A 17,992-nucleotide genomic window follows, 5' to 3' on the forward strand; every position below is an offset into this window, starting at 1 on the left:
TAAAAATTAACGTCAAAAATTATATCTCTCTCGTAGAAACAGCGGTACTGATTCTATACTATTTTCATGTAAATGTGTTGTGCGTATGGCAATCCCTCAGGTCTATATCCTACAATTATACTATTAGCTATCCAAAGCTAGGAAGATAAATGTTCGCTTACTTATATTATTTTCCCGATATTCTATAAGATATTATCCTTTAACGTAACTATCTTATTACGTGATATATCTTCTGTCACGCGTTGTGTGGAACACGTCTTTTTTAGTTTGTATAAGGCATCTTTTCAACTAAAAAGAGGCTAGCATGCTAGCCTCTTGACCTGTAGAGAAACGAAAATAAAAAATATTATTGCAAAGGATCAAACGTCCCAGCCCCGTTTAGGCTGTTCCATCCTTTTGTCTGTTCCAGATATGGTGAGCTATTGAGTATATTTTGATGAATTCCAAAATAATAGTATTCAGGATACCATTTAAATGTCCATGCAGGAGATGCATTGGTAGGATCCAAATCGTCCTTAACATGCACGACGAAATAGTTATCGTACAAGTAATCTACATATTCTTCATAGGTATCAATCCCTTCGGGGTAGGTCGTTGTAGTTCTACTGACCACGGGTGCCTCATTATTGTTTTCTGAATTTGGCAACATGGGATCTTTTTCGCCAATATATTCTACATCTCCATTTTTTAAGGTAATCCGGTATCCTGTTCTCCTTGTTCCGTTCAATACTGGAATGCCCAATCGGGTATTCATACCTGTCGCATTATCAAATAACATCCACCGACGAAGATCATAAAAACGCTTACCTTCGTAGGCAAACTCCACTTTGCGCTCGTCTAAGATAGCCTTAAACAATTTGTCTCGACTTCCCGTTACATCGGCTAAACCGAAAGCTCCATCTTTATTTTCGATACCGGCACGTTCGCGAATCGATTTGAGACCTTCCAAACCCTCTCCTAACTTGCCTACGCCTATCGCGCTTTCCGCTAGATTAAGAACAACTTCCGCAAAACGCAATTCCATAAAGTCCGTACCGCTTTGTTGGAAGTTGTTGATTGAGTTATTTGCGGAAAGATTCGATGCCTTCCTGATGTATATTCCGCTTGCATTGGCCCCTTTGGTTTCGGTTGGCGTATATCCGGTGTTCGCATCGTTCTTTTTCTTCCAGGAGTATGTCCACAATTTAAAACTAGGGTTTCCATTATAAGGCCAGATTGATCCGTTGTATGCGAAGGATTTATAAAATCGTGGATCTCTGTTTTTATAGAATTTATTCGGATCGTAGGTATAGCTCGATGATGGATCATTTATTGCTTTCCCGTCTTTCATAGGAAAAGACTCTACAAGTTGACGCGTCGGGGAGACCGAGCCTGCACCATTTATTTCCCTAGGTCGGATGGCTTGCTCCCATCCACTATTTTTTGTAAAGTTCCCGCCCACATCTTGTTTGTTGAAACCGTAAACAATAACAGCTTCCGGATTGTTAAACTCGGCTAAGAACATATTCGCCCAAGCTTCCCCATTTTCGAGAGTTCCTGTACGATACAATCCAAATCCATTTTGTTCTAATAATTCTTTAGCTGCTAGATTTGCTTCGTATGCAGCTTGCCATTTTGTTTGGTCGTCATTCGGATTAAAAAGCGGACTTGCATAGGTCAATAAGACACGTCCTTTAAGTGCTGCCGCTGCGCCACTCGTAATCCGGCCCCAATTGCTGTCGTCCCATTTTCCGGGTAGCAGCTCCATGGCCTGATCTAAATCAGCGGAAATTTGAGCGATGCAGTCAGAGGTATTACTACGAGGTATAGAATTTTCTTCGATATTTTCAACCGTAGGGATTTGCGCTGTCAAAACAATGGGAACACCACCATATAGCCGCACCAATTCAAAATATTGCCACGCACGCCAAAAATACAGTTGGCCTTTCAACTTGTTCTTTACCTCCTCTTCCATACCGTACTTATCAACCTCGGTTAAAAACATGTTAATCTGACGCAATCTTGTCCACGTATTGTTATTAATGTTATTACTCATTGGTTGCCCAAAATACTTGTTGGCGTGGTTGTTTATATTCGATATCGTGGCCCACACTTTATTGAAATCAGTTTCGCCAGCAAGTTCGTCCGTCGTCTGAGCAAAAATGGTATTAAATGTTCCATTTTCAGAAGCCGTTTGTGTCGACAAAAAGCCGGTCCCATTATTTGCAGGTAGAAACATACCGTATATGTAATCTACGTAAGCTTGTCCCAAGACCGGATCTTTAAAGACATCTTCATTCACGCCGGTCAGGTCGCGCTTTTCTTCCAAGAAGTCGTCGCTACAGCTTGCCGCAAACACGAACAGCGATAAGATTGCAATTATATACGAACGATTTTTCATTTTAATTTCTTTTAAAAACATATTACAAAGTCAAATTCAATCCGAAAGAAAACGTCTTTAAGTTTGGATAGGAATCCCAGGCTGTACCGTACGTATCTTTATAATCAAATGCGCTATATAAACCGAGTGGATTCATGGCCGAAAAGTAGAAGCGCGCATTGGATACACTCATTTTATCAACCCAACCTTTCGGCAACGTGTACCCTAGATTAAAACTCGTAACCCGCATCCTAAAGGCGCTCACGCGCCAAAAATCTGAACTTACGTTATAGATATTTTCCCATTCTGGATTGGGCATAGTGCCTGTGGGATTGAGAACTGGATCATAGACGTCTCCCCAAATCGCAGGAAGGTTGTTATACACCCTCGTGATATCGTTATTCAATTTTTTACGCTCGGTGGATCCCACCTCAGAATACCCTCCAAAACTGCCGGCAATCACCGTTTCGAAAGAGATATTTTTATATCCCGCACGTAACGTTAGTCCAAAACCGTAGTGACTATCTTTTCTTTTGCTGAGCTGGATTTGATCATTTTCATCTATGATTCCGTCCGGCGCACCGAAAGTACCGTCTGCCTGCAGTTGTCCTCGGACGTCTCGGTAATAGAGCATTCCCGGTCGTAATCTATCTACGCTCGTCTCGAAAACTTGGGTGATATTATACTCCTCGACATATGCATCAATTTCCTCTTGGCTACGGAACATGCCCAAATAATCGTACCCCCACATACCCACATCTTCCGAAGCTCCATTTCTGGGCAACCATGGTTTTAATACCGACACAGGATCATAGTCAATATTTACAATTTTCAAGTCATTCCAAGAGAGACGACCATTAATACCATAGTTGAAGTCTGACCCAATTTTATCACTCCATCCTAAACTAATCTCATAGCCAAACGTGTTGACCTTCGCATAGTTTTCCGAGGCAACGGATCCTCCAACGGAAACAGGCATATTCCCGATACGCTGCAATAAAATATTGGAAGCTTTGTTATAATAGCCATCTAAAGTCGTCGAAAGTCGATTATTCAAAAACCGAGCTTCGATCCCCAAGTTGTTTTTGAATTCATCGCTCCATGTCGCATCTCTATTTGGTGAAACTCCCATCTTCATGCCGGTCGTGGAATTTCCGTCTCCGCCAAAGACAGCTCCCTTACCAACTTCATACGTGAAACGTTGGCGCCAAGTCCATGGCTGAAATTGATCATTTCCCATAAGACCTGCAGAATACCTCAGTTTAAGATAATCTACTCCTTTTACAGACTTAAAGAAATCCTCCTCGCTAACTACCCATCCGACGGAGGCCGAATAGAATTTCCCCCAGTAATTCTCGGGCGCAAATTTTGTCGATGCATCCGTCCGAAATAAGAATTCAGCAAGATATTTTTCTGCATACCGGTAGTTGGCACGCCCAATGTAGCCGAGCGATCCCGATTCATAGGCAAACGTACGTCCATCAATTTCGCCGAAAGCCGTTCCAAACTGGCCATTTGTCGTTTCCAAAGGGTCTGATTTCCAAACATCTTCTTGTTGACCCTTTGCTTCAGCACGTTCGACAGAAAACAAACCACTGATGTTATGCTTTCCGATTTGCTTTTCGTAGGTCAAGAAAAAATTGTACTGTGTATTTGTCCCATTGGTATTGGAATAGTACAGGCGGTTTCCGTTGCTAACCGTTACAGCAGTTGGGTCGGTAGCCCCTTCAAATATATGCCCATATTCTCCTTGTTTTTGAAATTCGTATACATCGTATTTGGTACCTATCTGGCTACCGACGGAATTACGCATATTTCTCGAATAGGTTCCTCGAGCTTTTAATCCGGGCACAAATTTAAAATCATACTCCGCACCGACATTGACCGAGAAAAATTTAGAATTTGTTTTTGCTTGGTTACCCAAACGTTGTATCTCAAAAAAGTGATAGGCCGACAGATCGTTTGATCGTCCGGGTAGCTTGACTGGAAGTCCATCAATATATGCTGGCACGTAAGGTGCCGCTAATAGCAAATTTTTATAATCATCTTCCGCCCCCTCTCCAGAAACTTTATTAAAGGTTTTATCCAATTGATCTTCGTTACCCGAAACTTGTAAAGACACTTTAAAATTGGACGATACTTTCACATCGCTTCCTGCTCTGAAATTCCACTTGTTGTAATCTAAGCTTCCTAAGTTACCGTTGTTTTTGTTGTAGGAAACGCCTGCAAAATAGGTAGCTCGTTCCGCCCCTCCACTTAAATTTAACGCATGACGGGTATTGTATGCAACTTTCCATGCGTCGTCCAACCAATTATAGTCCAACGTTTTAAAATGTTCTAGTTCGTCTGAACTAAATAAACGGTTGGGATAATTATCAGGCGTTGCATTTGATCCGTTCGGTCCGTTCATGATATTAAAGTACTGACCAAATTGGTAGGCATTCATCATTTTTGTCCGATAGGCTTCGTCGCTTAATGCCAATGAACCATTGTATGAGATCCTAGGAGCTCCGACTTTTCCTTTTTTTGTCGTCACCAAGATCACACCATTTGCACCGCGAACGCCGTACACTGCAGCAGCACCATCTTTCAGAATCGAAATACTTTCGATTTCGGAGGGGTCTAAATTATTAAACTGAGTTGCTTCCGGTTTATTTTGCGCGTCCACCTGAATCATTCCATCGATCACATATAGAGGTTCTCCTGTACCAGAATCTTTTCCGTATATGACAGGTTTACGAACGGTCAACGTAGCTTTAGCACCCGGACGTGCTGTGCCACCACTAACCCCAAGGCCAGCTATTCGACCAGCTAAACCGGCACCCAGATTTGTCGCCGGTAAATCTTCGATGGCTTTCATATCCACCGTTTCAACCGCTCCTGTTAAATGCGCTTTCTTCTGCGTTCCGTATCCAACCACCACGACTTCTTCCAACGCATCGTCTGCCCTTTCCATCTGAATATTGATGGCCGTACGGTTATTAATGGAAACTTCTTGCGTTTTAAATCCAACATAGGTAATGACAAGAATATCGCTTCCGGGAGGTACGTTTAACCTAAAGGTTCCTGTTTCGTCTGTTTGCGCACTAGCTTTAGTGCCTTTGATTGTGACTGTGGCACCAATAACCGGCTGTCCTTCAGGATCAAGAACTTTCCCTGTCACATTGACGAAATTCGCTATGTAGCTGGCTACATCAACTTTTATCGCCGTCGCGTTTGCTTTTCCAGATGGGGTCAATATGAGTAATGGGCATAGTATACCCATGCTCTGATATAAAAGCCCCCTCTTAAAAAATGGTTTAAACTTCATAGTTACTATTGTAGATATAAAATAGGTTTAATCGGCATCACAATGTATTGACATCTAGACGATGATACCAATCTCTACTTTGCTTGTTGTCTTATATATTATGTTAGCTCTTTGCGTTTGTTGTTTGTTTTTTTGAACGGCGTTCTTCCCACTTCTGGCCTTCTACCTTGAGGTCATACCCTTCTTTAGATAAGTAATTGTTAATACGGCCTTTATACTTCCCAAACACACCATGCTTTTCTTTGGAACCTGGCGCATCCATCGCCAATTCGCGTGCTTCGGTTAGATAAATCAAGATTTGCTGTTTCTGCTTTTCGGTTAGTTGAGGAATCATATCTTGATACGCTCCATACGTTAATGGCAACACGCCATAAGTCATCCCGTCCTTAACCTGATCAATTTGCTCATTTGTCAAAAACTGGCCCAACTTAGCTAGAAATCCCGTATGTATTTGGCGCAGTACTACGTCCTCTTTGCTTTCGAGCTCCGTACGTTTTGTTTCCAAAACATCCTTCTGACCGACGTAAGCATCTTTCAAAGCTTTGATTTTTTCCGCTCTCGCTTCGTGATGCGTGTTCAATTGATCATATTGTTGCACCAATGTTTTTCTTGTCGCATAGTATGTGGTCGAATCCACTATCCCTAACTTAGCCACGATCTTATCCGAACGCTCGGTAATTACTTGAAGATATTGCTCCCTCTCTGACTGAGCGTACGTTAGCTGTAGCATACATGCAAACACTAAAGCTAGACACATTTTTATCGCTGTATTCATTTTACAAATGGTTATTATTTCAACTATGATTTACAATGGTGGTTTTAAACAGCCTACCGTTCCCTTTTTCTTTATGTGAATTACCGTCGAGCGGCTATCACGGAATGTTAACAAAATATATAAAAAAAAGACTCCTGATTTATAAAATCGACGATACGGTAAAGCATCGACTAAACGCAAAACAAATTCACTATGAATACATTACATTAAACACAAGTCTCTCTCAGGTTTTACACCTGTAATTATCATTTCAAATTAACGTATTATTAACGCTTTAATAATATGTAGGATTATCTATTTATTATAAGATATTAACATACATCTTCCACAAACAGTTAGTTATGCAATAAATTATCAAGGTGCCGATACTTTATCTTCTGTTCGTTTGAAACCCTGGCATGCTATGCGCCCCCCTCCGCTCGACACATTGTATGGTAAATATCCGATTCTGAAGCCCGTCAAATTTACTGCTCGAATTAATTTATCCGTGCGGAAGTGGCCGAATCTCATGCACACTGTCCTACAACAATTGCCCACATCTGGATTTCTTTCCAAAAGGTAGTCCCTTGTTAACTCACAGGTTTTCAAATTATACCAACGACTCTATTCTCTGCACAATTCCCGACTCCGTTCATCTCCTAAAAACTAAATAGCGCTATTTGCACTCTGCTTGCATCGGAACGACATTTCGCGAGACTTGCGTGCCGTCTCGATTTTCAAAGACATTCTTCAGATACGTCTTTCTATTACTGAATAAAAAAGATGACAACACGTGATTTGATCTCATTTTGTTAATATGTTGTAAAATTGCTCTCCACAAACATGGTGATTATGGATTGTACATGCGCAAGATATTCGACGTTATGCTTGGGCTTATCCAATAGATGGATTTACAGCAGGCTCCATCACCTTTGTTTAACACGGAAAAGCGGCTACCACACGGCCGAGCTGACAGACAGCAAACGACTTCAAACGAAAATGACCCCATAGTGCTTTTCGAATGTAACATTATCCATTCATTCTACTATATTACCATGTGCTACAAAATAAAAAACGTATATTAGCCAAACGATTGATAATTGTAAACCCATGTTTAGTAACGTGTTGGGACGAACCGAACGGTAGGCACGGAGCGTATGCATGCCATTGCGAAGTCCGGACGTATCTGGTGTTTCAATACAATGTGTTTAAAAACTATTTCCTATGAAACCGCTTTACAGAAAACTTCCAGCAAAACTTGAGAGTTCTTTTTCTGCGAGACACGACATTATGCCCAATTTCGGAAATGTATGGCATTACCACGAGGAATTGGAGTTGCATTACACCATCCGAGGAGAAGGGGTGCGTTTTATCGGCGATAACATCAGTACATTTGAAGCGGGCGAAATTATTTTAGTAGGTGAGAAGCTTTCGCACGCATGGCGATGCAAAGATGAATATTATCAAAATAACCCAGAGTATAATATCGAAGCGATCGTACTCCAATTCTTACCCGACTGTTTTGGTAAGCCCTTATTGCAACTTCCGGAGTCTTATTTAATTCCCAAACTATTTGAGAAAGCGAAAAGCGGTTTGATCGTTAAAGGGGAAACCAAACGTACCGTTGCCCAATTGATGCATAACTGTGTGCAAGAAGAAGGCCTGGGAAAAATCATCTCGTTGTTGCAGATCATAAAAATTTTGGCTGAAAGCGACGAGTGCGAAAGCATTGTAAAAACACAAACGACCTTCCATCAATCGAATGAGGCAGATAATATACGCCTAAATAATATCTTCAATTATACGCATGCGCATTACAAGGAGAACATTACTTTAGAGGAAGTAGCCAATATTGCCAATCTTAGCGTGACCTCCTTTTGTCGTTATTTCAAGACGATGACGCGTAAAACATACTACGACTTTCTGGTAGAGATACGCATCAGCCACGCTTGCCGTCTACTCGTAGAAAACAAACTCCCTACTGAAGTGATTTGCTTTGAGTGTGGTTTTAATAACGTATCAAATTTTTATCGACATTTCAAAAAAGTCATGGGATTAACACCGTTGGAGTATAAAAAGCGGTACTTAAGCCGGAATTAAAGAACGATGCAATGCGCACAGGCTAGCGGCGAAATTATTCTAGCATTTCGATTTGACAAGAAACCCTGCAATTAACTACTGCACATCCAATGCGTCGATATATACCCCGTCTGTGTCGATCCCCCGTAGGATCACCCGATATGTCCCCGCGTTAATCATAGTTCCGGTATTCGTATTGACATAGTTCCATTTCCCCTCACGTGTAGGATCTAGCTGAAGCCCTTCCGCTGGTTTTAATATTTTTCCGTCGGGCATCTGTAGTTCCAGGCTCACCGATTTCGATTCCTTAAACGGGTTGTGGTATTTTAATGTGAGCGAATAAACGTCGGCTACTCCGACTTTAACTTCAAATGTCAGTGTCCCTTTAGCTTGCTCAAATTGTAAACGTTCTTGCTTAAGAAAATTCACTTTCCTCAATCCATGATAAACCTTAATGGCATTTGCTTTGTAAGTATCTGATTTTTTCAAATCATATGCTGGTTGTAGTCCGCTTTGAATTTGAAAAGCGCAATATCCACCTTGGGTGGTAGGAAGCAGCATGGGTTCGTTCATCCTTAGAACCTTCCGGAATACAGGATATATTTCGCCCCGGTTGTTCATGATGGAATCACCAATAGATTCGAACCCTGAAGGAATCTCCGTGCCCCAAACATAAAAATCAGTCGGATATCGAAAAGAAACTGTAACGTTCTCTTGCGCTGCTTTGAAAAAGCTAGCACCGTAGAGTGATCCCGGAAGCTGTTGCAACGCAAGTTGTTGCTGCGTATCATATATTTGACCGATATCCATCCATGACTGTATTGGCGGAACTTGACCTTCGATAACCTGCATATTGTAATGCGGTACAGCTGTCATGGTCATGTCCTTATCTTCGGTAGCAATAGCAATAGCTTGAATAATTGCCTGTCCTACGGCAACTTCTGGAAAAGTTATTGACAAAACACCGTCTTCAACACGTCCTCGGTATACACGTTTCATAGCCACGTCGTGACCCGCTTCTTTCCAAAGGTCCAGGTTTTTCTCCACCACTTTCCCGTTAATCGCCACATCGAAAATACGTCGACCACTCGCGTCTTCGCCCCCCCCGGTTCCGATCCAAGGTTCTGCGAAATAAAGCTCTATATCATAGTCTCCGTTAGGAAGATCAAAGCGATAGGCGAGCTGGTTCTGTCCATAACGGAAGGATTGGAACAACGTCCAATCCGCCACGCCCTTGATGGGATCAAAAGTGCGGCGTTGACTCGCAAAAAAAGGTTGGATCCCGTCATAACTATCCGTCCACGAAAGCGCTCCCCACTCAGATGTTTCACGGTAAGGCTGGTCTTCAAGCCATTTTTGCCCATGTGTATCCACATAAGCCCCACCCCCACAATTGACCCGGTATATATAGTTTTTCCGGGTATCGCCTTTCAAAAGAGAAGAGGATGCATCCTTCAACGAAGAAAAATTCGGACTCTCCGGGAGGTTAAATAAAATGATGGTGTCGCGCGCAACGACCTTACCTTGATTTCGTCCTTCGACGTACAGTACGTTGTATTGTACATTGACGCCATTAAAGACAAACGGCTTGCCAAATCCAGGGTTCGGCAGGACACCCAACGAGACATGTTGCACATCGTTGAACAGTTCCACCTCTTCGCAGTTGGAATATACGCGAATATCATTCTTTATACCGGGTTTAAGCCAACGATTTGGCCAAGTATGGGACGCAATATAAACCATCGGACTTTTGTCGCCATAATGTGAACGATACATAAAATACGCATCGGTAGGTTCACCCCACGGTGTAAGCAGTCCTTTGTAGTTAACCGGTCCAATTTTATCCAGATCACGCAGCCCTTCTCCTCCTTGCACTCTTCCGGGGTTATCGTGGGAGTTCCACAGCCATAAGTAGTGTCCTATACTTTCTTGTTTCACGGAATCGGCTAACCGTAATTTTGTCTCTAAAATATCCGTAAAACGGTCCTCACTATATACGGGATGGTTCGGAAGATACGGCAATTCCGCATGCATCTCCAGCGTACGCCATGCTCCGTACTCGCCGACCAACAACTGATTTTTTAGATCTTCTCCATAGGTACGATGGTCTCCACCGTAGGTTCCCGTCCAGTTCTGCGGCACATCCCAATCTGTTCCCGACCCTCCGTTGCAGGTCGTTACTAGACGTTGGATAGATGCCGTTGGATCTAATGATCGGATGATCTCCGTGCACTCTCTAGCGAAGTCTTCGGGCAACGTACTTTCATTCTCTAGCCCCCAAAGAAAAACGGAAGGACTATTTCTTCTTTCTTTCACCCAGTCGCGCAAAAGTTGCTTAAAATTACGACGGAAAGCTGGATTATCGAACCAAATATGCGCCGCCATTTGAGTCCACAACAGAATCCCATGGGTATCCCAATATTCTTGATAGCGAAGATTATGCGGCTGGTGTGCATCTCGAAAGGAATTAAATCCAAGCGCCTCCATTTCCCTTACCCGGGCCTGTATCTCTGCCTCAGAGAATGCGTGTGAATTTCCTATTTTATGCTCGTATTCGGCAATGCCATGAATAAAAACCGGTTCACCATTAACGAGCAATTGATTTGTTCCTACCGGCTTAACACCTTTGGGCCAACGTATAGAACGAATACCATAAGGCGTACGGATTCTATCCAGTGCTTTACGACCTTGATAGATGGTTGTTTCGATGGTATACAAATAACCCGCTTTGGGCTGCCAAAGATGAATGTCGCTCATTACCAAGTCAGATAACACGAGTTCCTGCGCGGTTTGGGCACCCATCTTTTTCTCATCCATAGTACTCGCCACTTTTTTACCTTGCTCATCCATAACGTTTGTCACGATCCGCAGCATACGCGCCTGAGAAGAGGTATTTGTAACCTCCACCTTCTGATGGATCGTCGCGGCCTTTGCAGAGACCGTTTCGTCGTTCCAATAATGTACGCCAAAGGGAGCAATATTTACGTCGTTTTTGACGAGCAGGCTAACCGGCCGAAAAATACCTAAGGGCTGAGAGCCCTCGGAAAAACCACGCTCGGACGAACATCCACCATCAACCCACGGGAGATCACGGATTTCCGCTGGATGGTCTGCTCGTACAGCTAACACATTGACGCGTCCATCGGCAAATATTGCGTCAGTGACATCGAGCGTGAATGTAGTTCGCCCTCCTGCATGATAGCCCACCCGCTTATTATTTAACCAAACTGTGGCGTACGAGCCTACCCCTTCAAAAAACAGATAGAACCGTCTCCCCTGTGCTTTTTCCTTGAATTGAAATGTCTTCCTATACCAAGCGTAGCCATGTAAATTGCCATGTACAAGTCGACGGTATCCGGCGTATGCATCCCAATTATGCGGTACATTCACCTGTTTCCATGCTGCGCCTTCCTGAAAATCAATCTGTTCGAAACCTGCATACCGTAATGTATCGTGTTCATCCATGACGGTTCGCCAGTCTTTATCCAACGAAAGCACCCTACGCGGCTCCTGGGCTCGGGTAATGCACACCATTTGAACGAACAACAAAGACAGGACAAGGAAATTACGCATTATTTTATCAAGTTTAGTTTGCTATCGAAAAGGTATACTTTACCTTTTTGTGTGGGTAGTTTGATCGTCTTATTTTGGTAGCGCAGCCGCAATTCCTTCCCTGCGTTGGATCGAATTTGCAACGTTTTGAGCTGTTGCTGATCCCATTGAAAAGAGCAGTCGAATCCTCCACGAGCCCTAAACCCAGTCACACTACCTGTCCCAAGTTCTTCAGGCAACGCGGGTAAAACATCTATATAGGAAGCATGACTTTGCAAAAGCATTTCTCCAATCCCCGCGGCTCCACCGAAATTACCATCTATTTGAAATGGAGGATGGGCATCAAATAAGTTTGGATACGATCCACCAGCCTTCCCTGCTGGACGGAGCAACATCTTAATCATCTTATAGGTGTGTGCAGCGTCGTGCAGCCGTGCCCAAAAATTTATTTTCCAAGCCAGACTCCATCCTGTACCATCATCGCCTCGCATACGTAAGGATTGTTTAGCCGCGTCGACTAGTTCCGGTGTATCGTCCGCATTGATCTCATTTCCGGGATGCAATCCCCAAAGGTGCGAAACATGGCGATGCTTGTTTTCCGGATCGTCGATATCGGTCATCCATTCCTGGAGCTGCCCATACTTTCCGATTTGGTTGGGCGCAATTGCTGGAATCATGTTTCCGATAGAGTCGCGCAAAGATTTATCTTTCCCGACGAGATCAGCCGAAGCGACAAATATCCGGAAAAGAGCCCGGATAATCTGATGATCCATCGTCGGCCCCTTTACCAAGCCACCGTTCTCTGGAGAATTCGATGGCGAGCTTACGTACCAACCCGTTTTATCATCCTTCACCAGAACATCCTTAAAGAATAAAGTGGCTCCCTTAATGATGTTATAGTATTGCTGTATGAATTTCGGATCCTGATTGTACCGATAATGTTCCCACAAATGGGTGACCAACCAAGCTCCTCCCGTTGGCCATATACCATGGTTTGAATTATTGATAGGTGCCGTCCCTCTCCATATATCGGTGTTATGGTGTAACACCCAGCCCCGGGCGCGATAGTATTCTTGCGCAGTTTTCCTTCCCGTCTCACTTAAATCCTGAATCATTTGGAACAGGGGTGCATGCAACTCATTCAAGCTAAACATTTCCGTGGGCCAATAATTCATCTCCAAGTTAATGTTGGTGGTGTATTTGCTTCCCCAGGAAGGCTCCAATTGATGGTTCCAAATCCCTTGCAAATTGGCTGGTTGCGTACTTTTTCTTGAACTGGCTATTTGGAGGTAACGACCGTATTGGACATATAATGCCACCAGTGCCGGATCCTCGTTCGATAAAAAATGATGCAGTCGTTCATCTGTCGGTAATGAATCCGCAGCTGTTTCTCCCAACTGAATATCAAATCGTCCAAATAGTTTTCGGTAGTCCTCTTCATGACGAACCATCAGTCTTTTAAAGGACATCGAACGCACCTTGCTGTGGTGCCTTTGCGCGGTCACGAAATAGTTCGGTTCGAGTTCTTTAAAGTTTTTAAAATTAGTCGCGCCAGTTACTAACACCTCAGCCTGATTTGCTCCTTCAATATGAAGGAAGCCTTCTCGTTCGAAAATTTTCCCTCCTTTGGTATTGACTGTCACAAAAGAGGTGGCTTCTAACACCCCCCCTTTAACTTTTACGGTGATCGCCAACGTTTGATCATCCACCCGAAAAATCCGCCGGTTGGCATGTTTGCTATCGAGCGTGAGTCGAAAAGAGACCTGGTTTGGCTGATCAGCACTTAACCGAATTGCTATGGCATTGTCTGGATAATTTGCTATATAAGTCCGTGAGAAATGTACACCGTTTTGCTGATAATTTACCGTTGCGGTACCACGGTCCAGATCGAGCGTTCTCGTATAGGCCTCCGTCTCACCTTCTGGAAACATCAACCGCAACGATCCGAACGGCTGATAAGAGGCCTGATAGGTTCCAACTTTGGGCACGTTGGCGTCCTGAATCCAATATTTCCACTGTCCTACCAAGGAAATCAAACGTCCTCCATCATTTCGTAATCCAATCTGTTGTTTGGTGTCCTTGTAACCGGCGATTCCACCTTTACCGGCCAGATTAATCACCTGCACAGCGACCGTATTTTTACCTTCCTGCAACAGTCGTTTCGGGATCTCGTAGTTCCGTTTTTCCTGATCGCCTATGGTATGGCCGACTAAGTGCCCGTTTATATATGTAAAATCTTGCTCACGAACTTTATTAAGATCGAGCACCCAGGCCGATTTTAGATCTTCGGCGGTCAACGTAAACGTCGTACGAAACCAGACTGCGCCATCAAGCCCCTCTAGCCCAACCTCTTCCCAACCCTCGTAAGCCGGTACCGAAATATTTTTCCATGCCTTATCGTCAAACATGCTAGACGCCGCTCCAGATGTATTAGCGCGCTCTTTGCCTATCGCGGATAGCCAAGCGGTATTATCTTCCGAAATGCTTTTTTGGCCCATGAAGTGTTCCATCGCTAAGGCTTCAGCCTCCCGTTGTTTTCCTTTATCTAAAAGCGTACGTATACTATCGAGGTAACGATACGCTCCTGGCTGGTCGTACGATCTGGGCTCTCCGGTCCATAAAGTCTCCTCATTAAACTGTATTTCTTCTTCCAGGTCACCCCCATAGATCATTGCGCCTAAATGTCCGTTTCCGATAGGAAGAGCTTCTTCCCAGATCGTTGCAGGTCGCGTATACCACAGGCGATGTTGTGCTACGGAACATAATGCACTACATACCAATATTCCGATCAAAAGCAGTCTAGGCATACCCACTATCTCTTGGGTTCGATATTGTTGATGAGCGTCACACCGTCTAAATCACCGTCTACGACCTTCATCACGTTCGTAAAATTATTCCCTTGAATGACAATATCTTTGTGCGTTTTCCCAACCAATTCCAAAAACGTTCCAGTACCTACCATTGGTGTATTTTGCTGTACACTCACCTGCTGTACATTTTCGAAAACAACCATTGGCCGGTTGGTCACAGGCGTATAATTTTGAATCCCCTGTATCGTTAACATGCGTACATTTTTCGCTTTTATAAATGGTTCGTTTGCGACGTCAACCTGTACATTGTTGAACATGATTTTCTGTGCATTTTCAAGGGAAAACCCAGCCTTAGCCTGCATGTTGATATTATTAAAACTAACGTTTTCAATCGGCATCTCATCCAGTCCGCGAAGCAGCCCCACTCTATTCGTTGATCCTGCCAAATCGCTAATAAAAATGTTCTTAAACTGCGGTGTACGTTCACTAACCGGCGCCACCTCTGTTTTAGCATACTGCATATCCATTACGATCGCCTGATCACGAATGTTACGCATCACAATATTGCTTACACGAATATTCTCCACGATGCCTCCACGACCCCGCGCAGTTTTTAAACGAATACCGCGATCTGTACCGTCGAATACACAATTGGAAATCACAATATTCTTCACCCCGCCCGACATCTCGCTGCCTATAACAACCCCGCCGTGACCCCGCAACATCGTGCAGTTCGTTATGGTATAATTCTCTGCAGGAATATTCACCTGTCTGCCAGAACGGTCTTTTCCAGATTTAATGGTAATACAGTCGTCCCCCACACTGATATGACAGTTCGCTATACGGACGTTGCTGCAGGACTCCGGGTTAATTCCATCCGTATTAGGCGACGGCGGGTTATCGATTGTCACGCCATCCACAGTCACATTGTCACAGTATTGCGGATTGATTGTCCAGAATGGCGAATTCTGAATCTTGATGTCTTTGATTTGTATGTTTTTACAACGCAGGAACTGTATAAACGGAGGGCGTAAGAACCCACGTTCGATCCATCCAGGCAGATCTGGCGCCAGCACATTCACATTCAGTCGCTTAAATTCTTTTTGCCATTTACTGTCTTCCGTTTGCTTCTTTACTTCCACTTCCGAATATCCCCACCATTTCTTTCCATGTCCGTCGATCAGTCCTCTTCCTACAATAGCGATATTTTCTAAATCTGCGCCGTAAAACAATGGAGAAAAATTTGTCACTGCAGTTCCTTCCCACCGAGATTCTACCATCGGTAGATAATCGTCGAAATTATCACTAAAATGCAGTTCCGCACCAGCATCAATAAATAATGTGATATTACTTTTAAAATGGATCGGTCCGGTAATATATTTCCCTGCCGGGAAATATACGGTTCCACCCCCTTTCCTCGCGGCTGCTTCAATAGCTTTCGCAATGGCTTGCGTATTCGTTCCGGTGCTATCGTTCTTACCACCGTAGTTTAACACATTATAAAACTGCTGTGCTTGTAAAATATTCGTACCCATGATGACCATTGTAAGAAAGGTCAAGACTCTTTTTCCTATCATTATAAGTTAACTGTTATTGATTTCAATTTTTTCGAATGCGCCACTTGTTTACCATCGACATATATATGCAATCCCTTACCCTTGCCGTAGCGACTCCCCTGTTGATCCCAGTAAATATCTAATTGATGTCCCTTGTAGGTTAGTCGCTGAAGCGAGAAGTATGGCCATTTCCCACTTGGCACTAATGGCTTAATAGCAAACGCATCTTCTAACATAGGTTTGAATCCAATTAGATCTTGAATCACCACATCTGCAAATGTAGAATGGTTGTAAAATTTACTACGGGGGTCGTCTCCTTTAAGCCATTCGCCTGTACGTTCATCCTGATACTCCCCGATATATGGCTTGCCGTACATCACATGTGATTTTGCATATTGAGCAACCTCTTCGTAAAAATCCTCGGGGCGGATACCTGCTTTTCGTTTGTAATCGGCCAATAAATTGGCCATTCCACGTAACGTTTGTGAGGTCGCAAAGGGCCAGATCGCGCCGTCCCATTCGCAACTATGTCCAGTACCACGTGTCCGGAATGTCGGCTCCCGTCTTTCGGCAGTCGTAAGGCCCCATGGGGCTTTGAAACCAGCCGTATCACGCACCTGTTGCCAAGCCGCTGCATATGTTTTTTTATCGGGTACGGCATGGAAGTACCAAGGGATAAAGCCAATGGCTTCCCGCGCGGAATGAAGGCCACCTTTTTGCAAACGTGTCTTAAAAAAAACATCGTCTTTATCCCAAAGGGAGTCCAACAGTAACGTTTTCAATCGATCCGCTTTTATGCGGTATTTTTGTTCCAGTTCTGTTTGGTGTGCGAGTCGAGCTATCGTCGCGAGAGCACGTGCGTTTCCGTACATATAGCTATTTATCGTCGGACGCATGTTTTCTTCCCGGCGCGCTCCAGATACCGATTCTTCCATCCCATCCTTGACGTCATGCTGCCAGAACAAACCATTGCTCAACTGCCTTTCTTTTTCCCAAACGGCATAATCCTTGTCTAGATCAGCCAAACGCTCAACGATGTATTCTTTATCTCCGGTCACCATGTAATAGGCTAATAGCGCGTCCGGAAGCCAAGAACTAAATTGATGAAAACGGGGTCTGGTTTGTCCTTTATCCGCATGGTACAACCAAAAATCAACATACTCTTTTAGAAAATCATTTCCTTTCAGCCATCGTCCCTCATATATATGATGCCCTAACGCACAACTGATGGAGTTATATTTTCCGGCATGTTTGACAGGTGTGATAAACTCGGTCACAATTGTTCCTTCCGGCGTTTGTTTAATATGTTTGCGAAAAGACCACCACCGAAAATAATAAATTTGCTCAATGGTTGGATCGGGACAATCGAGCAATGGGATGTTCGTCCTCAGCCATTCCGCCGACTGACTATTGGGAATCAGGTTCACGACCGCTTCATCATCGTTCGCATTAAATTGTCGCACGTAGTCCTGCAATTTGGTTTCTAGATCTTGTTGTCCCCATACCAGACAAGGCAAAAAGAACAGGATAATTAGGCGTATTTTCTTCATGGATCTTTTACTTCTATTTTTT

Annotated in this window: 8 protein-coding genes; 1 reads left to right on the plus strand and 7 read right to left on the minus strand. The window is 43.7% G+C overall.

Annotation, left to right across the window (positions count from 1 at the left end):
* Positions 1 to 346: 346 nt before the first annotated feature.
* The 3 genes from ACFSR5_RS19880 to ACFSR5_RS19890 all read right to left on the minus strand — a co-directional run bounded on the left by ACFSR5_RS19880 (position 347) and on the right by ACFSR5_RS19890 (position 6,399).
* Positions 347 to 2,380, minus strand: a complete 2,034-nt coding sequence (locus ACFSR5_RS19880) for a RagB/SusD family nutrient uptake outer membrane protein (RefSeq protein WP_380906280.1) — start codon at positions 2,378 to 2,380, stop codon at positions 347 to 349.
* A gap of 22 nt (positions 2,381 to 2,402) precedes the next feature.
* Positions 2,403 to 5,669 (minus strand): SusC/RagA family TonB-linked outer membrane protein, encoded by a 3,267-nt coding sequence (locus ACFSR5_RS19885; protein WP_380906282.1) that lies wholly within the window; start codon positions 5,667 to 5,669, stop codon positions 2,403 to 2,405.
* A gap of 103 nt (positions 5,670 to 5,772) precedes the next feature.
* Positions 5,773 to 6,399 (minus strand): DUF3826 domain-containing protein, encoded by a 627-nt coding sequence (locus ACFSR5_RS19890; protein ID WP_380906283.1) that lies wholly within the window; start codon positions 6,397 to 6,399, stop codon positions 5,773 to 5,775.
* 1,248 nt (positions 6,400 to 7,647) lie between these two features.
* On the opposite strand from ACFSR5_RS19890, the gene ACFSR5_RS19895 reads away from it, so the two are divergent.
* On the plus strand, positions 7,648 to 8,523 hold the full coding sequence (locus tag ACFSR5_RS19895) for an AraC family transcriptional regulator (RefSeq protein ID WP_380906284.1): 876 nt from the start codon (positions 7,648 to 7,650) through the stop codon (positions 8,521 to 8,523).
* A 75-nt stretch (positions 8,524 to 8,598) separates the two neighbouring features.
* Here the strand turns inward: ACFSR5_RS19895 and ACFSR5_RS19900 are convergent, their stop codons facing one another.
* From ACFSR5_RS19900 to ACFSR5_RS19915, 4 genes are read right to left on the minus strand one after another with little or no spacing between them, the layout of a single operon-like run.
* A complete protein-coding gene (locus ACFSR5_RS19900; RefSeq protein WP_380906285.1) occupies positions 8,599 to 12,075 on the minus strand; it encodes a malectin domain-containing carbohydrate-binding protein in 3,477 nt (1,158 codons plus the stop codon).
* Positions 12,075 to 14,861: a glycoside hydrolase family 95 protein gene (locus ACFSR5_RS19905; RefSeq protein ID WP_380906286.1), complete on the minus strand. Its 2,787-nt coding sequence runs from the start codon at positions 14,859 to 14,861 to the stop codon at positions 12,075 to 12,077. The genes ACFSR5_RS19900 and ACFSR5_RS19905 overlap by 1 nt, the downstream gene beginning before the upstream one ends.
* Positions 14,862 to 14,866: 5 nt before the next feature.
* Positions 14,867 to 16,441 carry a glycoside hydrolase family 28 protein gene (locus ACFSR5_RS19910; RefSeq protein ID WP_380906288.1) on the minus strand — a complete coding sequence of 525 codons (1,575 nt, stop codon included), beginning with the start codon at positions 16,439 to 16,441 and terminating at the stop codon, positions 14,867 to 14,869.
* Complete coding sequence (locus ACFSR5_RS19915) at positions 16,441 to 17,970, minus strand: MGH1-like glycoside hydrolase domain-containing protein (protein ID WP_380906289.1); 1,530 nt, start codon at positions 17,968 to 17,970, stop codon at positions 16,441 to 16,443. The genes ACFSR5_RS19910 and ACFSR5_RS19915 overlap by 1 nt, the downstream gene beginning before the upstream one ends.
* Positions 17,971 to 17,992 lie beyond the last annotated feature (22 nt).

It is taken from the genome of Sphingobacterium suaedae (assembly GCF_042684625.1).
GTDB lineage: Bacteria > Bacteroidota > Bacteroidia > Sphingobacteriales > Sphingobacteriaceae > Sphingobacterium > Sphingobacterium suaedae.